This is a genomic window from Microbacterium sp., assembly GCF_031178525.1.
Lineage (GTDB): Bacteria > Actinomycetota > Actinomycetes > Actinomycetales > Microbacteriaceae > Microbacterium.
The window spans coordinates 1-3,877 of record NZ_JAPSJA010000222.1; the positions used below are offsets into that span (position 1 = coordinate 1).

The 3,877-nt window shown below is 69.5% G+C and carries 3 protein-coding genes; 2 read left to right on the forward strand and 1 reads right to left on the reverse strand.

All coding sequences use genetic code 11. From position 1 onward, the window contains the following. Positions 1 to 36: 36 nt before the first annotated feature. Positions 37 to 1,995: an MFS transporter gene (locus tag RIF89_RS11940; protein WP_309069328.1), complete on the reverse strand. Its 1,959-nt coding sequence runs from the start codon at positions 1,993 to 1,995 to the stop codon at positions 37 to 39. A 159-nt stretch (positions 1,996 to 2,154) separates the two neighbouring features. On the opposite strand from RIF89_RS11940, the gene RIF89_RS11945 reads away from it, so the two are divergent. After that, complete coding sequence (locus RIF89_RS11945; RefSeq protein ID WP_309069329.1) at positions 2,155 to 2,832, forward strand: NUDIX domain-containing protein; 678 nt, start codon at positions 2,155 to 2,157, stop codon at positions 2,830 to 2,832. 218 nt (positions 2,833 to 3,050) lie between these two features. After that, positions 3,051 to 3,877 (forward strand): quinolinate synthase (locus tag RIF89_RS11950; RefSeq protein ID WP_309069330.1); only part of this gene is annotated, 827 nt, incomplete at its 3' end.

The following is a 3,877-nucleotide window of genomic DNA, read 5'->3' on the forward strand; positions in this document are numbered from 1 at the left end:
CCCTGCATGGCCGAATTCTCCCCGATCACGGCGTGCTCACTCGCCGCCGTGGCGTCGGCTGCGGCGTGTCGGCTGCCCATCCGGCAGCGTGATCGCGCCGCTCTCGACCAGCTCGCGGAAACCCTCGCCGCCCCGCTCGGCGGGCTCGAGCGCCGCAAGCTCGGCGCCCAGCTCCTCCTCGATCTGCTGGGACGCGGTCTTGCGCGACAGCGGCTTGTTCGGCAGGAAGATCGTGCAGATCAGGGTGACGATCGCGAGAGGCACGACGAGCAGGAACAGGTGCGCGATGGAGTCGCCGTAGCCGCTCTCCACGACCGTGCGGACGGGCTCGCACAGGGCGGCCACATCGGGCAGGCTGCCCGACTGCATCTGCTGGAGGCTGTCCGCGCAGTCGGGGTTCTCCGCGAGCAGCTGCGGGACGCCGAGCGTGGGGTCGATCTTCGCCACGAGCTCCTCGAGCCCCGTCTTGATCTTGTCGCCCACCTGCGTGCCCAGGATGGATCCGAGCACCGTCACGCCGACCGTGCCGCCGAGGCTGCGGAAGAACGTGATCGCCCCGCTGCCGGAGCCGAGCATCGTCGGCGGCAGCGAGTTCTGGGTGACGAGCACGAGGTTCTGCATCAGCACGCCGGATCCGAGACCCAGCAGGAACATGTAGCCCCACACGGCCCAGATGTTCGTGTCGTAGTGGATCGTCGACATCCCGGCCAGACCAGCGGTCAGGATGGCCGCACCGAGGATCACGAAGACCTTCCACTTGCCGGTGCGGGAGATCGCCTGGCCCACGCCGATCGCGCCGGCCATCGAGCCGATCACCATCGGGATAGTGGCCAGGCCCGCGTCGGTGGGAGTGAAGCCGCGCGCGTACTGCAGGTACTGCGCGAGGAACACGGACGTGCCGAACATCGTCACGCCCACCGAGACGGAGGCGATCGAGGCGAGGGCGAACGTGCGCTGGGCGAAGAGGCGCAGCGGGATGATCGGCTCGGCGACGACGAACTGGGTCACGATCGCGCCGAGCGTGAGCAGCGCGCCCACGCCGACCATCGTGAGGCTGGCGGGCGAATCCCACGCGAAGCCGCCGGCGTCGGGCTTGCCGCCCAGGCTGATCCAGATCAGGATCAGCGCGATCCCGGACACGATGAACGCGGCGCCGACGAGGTCGATCTTCACCGGGCGGGGCTGTCCCGGTGCGGCCGGCTCGGACGCCTTCGCGCGGAACTCGATCACGATCGCGGCGGCGGCGAAGAACACGCCCGCGCCGGCGATCAGGAAGCTGAGCGCCGAGTTCCACTCGAAGCCGCCGTCGGCGGGCTTGCCGCCGAAGAAGATCCAGATCAGGAACAGGCCGATGCTGGCCACGACGAATCCGATGCCGAGGAAGTCGACGCGGACGGGGCGCGGGCGCGTGGTGACGTGCAGGGTCGCCTGCATCATGACGAACGCGACGACCGCGATCGGCACGCACACGAAGAAGCACCACTCCCAGCCCCATGTGTCGGCGATCACGCCGCCGAGGAGCGGGCCGGCGATCTGACCGACCGCCATGACCGCGCCCATGATGCCCATGTACTTGCCGCGCTCGCGCGGCGAGATGATGTCCGCGATGACGACCTGACCGAGGGCCATCAGTCCGCCGGTGCCGACGGCCTGCACGAAGCGCCAGCCGATCAGCCAGGTCGCCCCGCCGTCGTGGCTGTCGCCGCCGATGTAGCCCGCGAAGCCCGCGGCGACGGTCGCGAGCGTGAAGATCGCCAGCGCGATCTGCAGCAGCGCCTTGCGGTTGAAGATGTCGGAGAGCTTGCCCCACACCGGCGTCGTCACGGTCATGGTGAGGAACGCGGCGACCAGCACCCACGTGTACTCCGTGTTGGTGCCGCCGAGGTCGGCCATGATCTGCGGCATCGGCGTGGCGACGACCGTCGACGAGATCAGCACGACGAACATCGCCGCCATCAGACCAGAGATCGCCTGCAGCACCTGCGACGGACGCATCGCGGGAGTGGATTTCGTATCGCTGTCTGGGCGCGCAGAATCGGTTGACATGCGTCAACTATGTCACAGATCGTTGACTTGAGTCAAGTTGTTCACCGTCCGGACCGAGGCGCGCGTCGCGGATCCGTGCGGCGCCATGGTGCGAAGTAGGGTCGAAGGATGAGCGACACGAGCGAGCGGCCGACGGACGAGATCCGCGTCGCAGTCTCGACCGTGATCTTCTCGCTGCGACCCGACCCGGAGTCCGACCGGCTGATGCTTCCGCTGGTCAGGCGCACGCGCGAGCCGCACAGGGGCATGTGGGCGATCCCGGGTGGATGGCTGGGAGCCGCCGAGGGCCTCGGTGACGCGGCAGCGCGCACGCTCGCCGAGACGACGGCCCTCACCCCGAGCTACCTCGAGCAGCTGTACACGTTCGGCGACGTCGATCGCTCCCCCACGCGCGTGGTGTCGGTCGTGTACTGGGCGCTGCTGCGTTCCGATCTCGTCGACGCCCAGCGCTCGGTGGCCGGCGCACCCGAGAACGTGGAGTGGTTCGACGTCGACGACCTTCCGCCGCTCGCCTTCGACCACAACCGCATCGCGGAGTACGCGCTGTGGCGCCTGCGCAACAAGGTCGGCTACAGCCGCATCGCTGCGGGGCTCCTCCCCGACCGCTTCACGCTCACCGAGCTGCGCGAGGTGTACGAGTCGGTGCTCGGGCGCCGCCTGGATCCGTCGAACTTCCGCCGCCTGCTCGAGGGCTCGGAGGCGCTGGTGCCGACCGAGTCGTTCCGCACGGGCAAGCACCGCCCCGCGCGCCTGTTCCGCTACAACGCCGAGGCCGACGCGTCCTGAGCGTCCGCCCCGACGCCTGCTGAAAGCTCGACCCGACGCGTCCTGAGCGCCCGGCTCGACGCCTCGCGCGCGGCTGTGGCCGGCAGTGCGCCGCCGCGACCCGGGCGATGCCTCGTCGCCGCGGAGAGATCGCACGCACTCCTTTGCAGTTCTGGTCGAAGTGACTTAATCTGATCGCGAGAGTAAGTGTCGAAACGACTAGAAGGTGACGGTGCGTCATGCCCGCCTCTCCCCTCCTCCTGCAGCGCCGCGATCAGATCGATCCGTCGGTCGACCGCGGCATCCGGGCCATCGCGGCGGGCGTCGGGACGGGAAGCACGTGCTCCACCGACCTCGCCGCCGCCCCCTGGACCTTCGACAGCGCTCCCGGCTACGGCCCCGGCGCGTCGATGGGCGACGTGATCCCGACCGGCTCCCCCGTGCAGGGTGCGCTGCCCTCCGCCTACCGCGAGGCCTCCGAGGAGGAGCTGCACGAGCGCATCCGTGCGGCCAAGGCGGCGCTGGGCGAGCGGGTCGTGATCCTCGGCCACTTCTACCAGCGCGACGAGGTCGTCCGCCACGCCGACTACGTGGGCGACTCGTTCCAGCTCGCCAAGGCGGCGCAGGCACATCCGGATGCCGAGGCGATCGTCTTCTGCGGCGTGCACTTCATGGCGGAGACGGCCGACCTTCTCTCCGGCCCGCACCAGGCGGTCATCCTGCCGAACCTCGCGGCCGGCTGCTCCATGGCGGACATGGCCGACATCGACCAGGTCGAGGAGTGCTGGGAGCAGCTCGAGGACGTCTACGGGCCGCTGGACGAGCCGGACGCGGACGGCCTCGTGCCCGTCATCCCCGTGACCTACATGAACTCCTCGGCGGCGATCAAGGGCTTCGTCGGACGGCATGGCGGCATCGTGTGCACGTCGTCGAACGCGCGCACGGTGCTGGAGTGGGCGTTCGCGCGCGGTCGCCGCGTGCTGTTCTTTCCCGACCAGCACCTCGGTCGCAACACCGCCAAGGCCATGGGCGTGCCGCTCGAGGCGATGCCGATGTGGAATCCGCA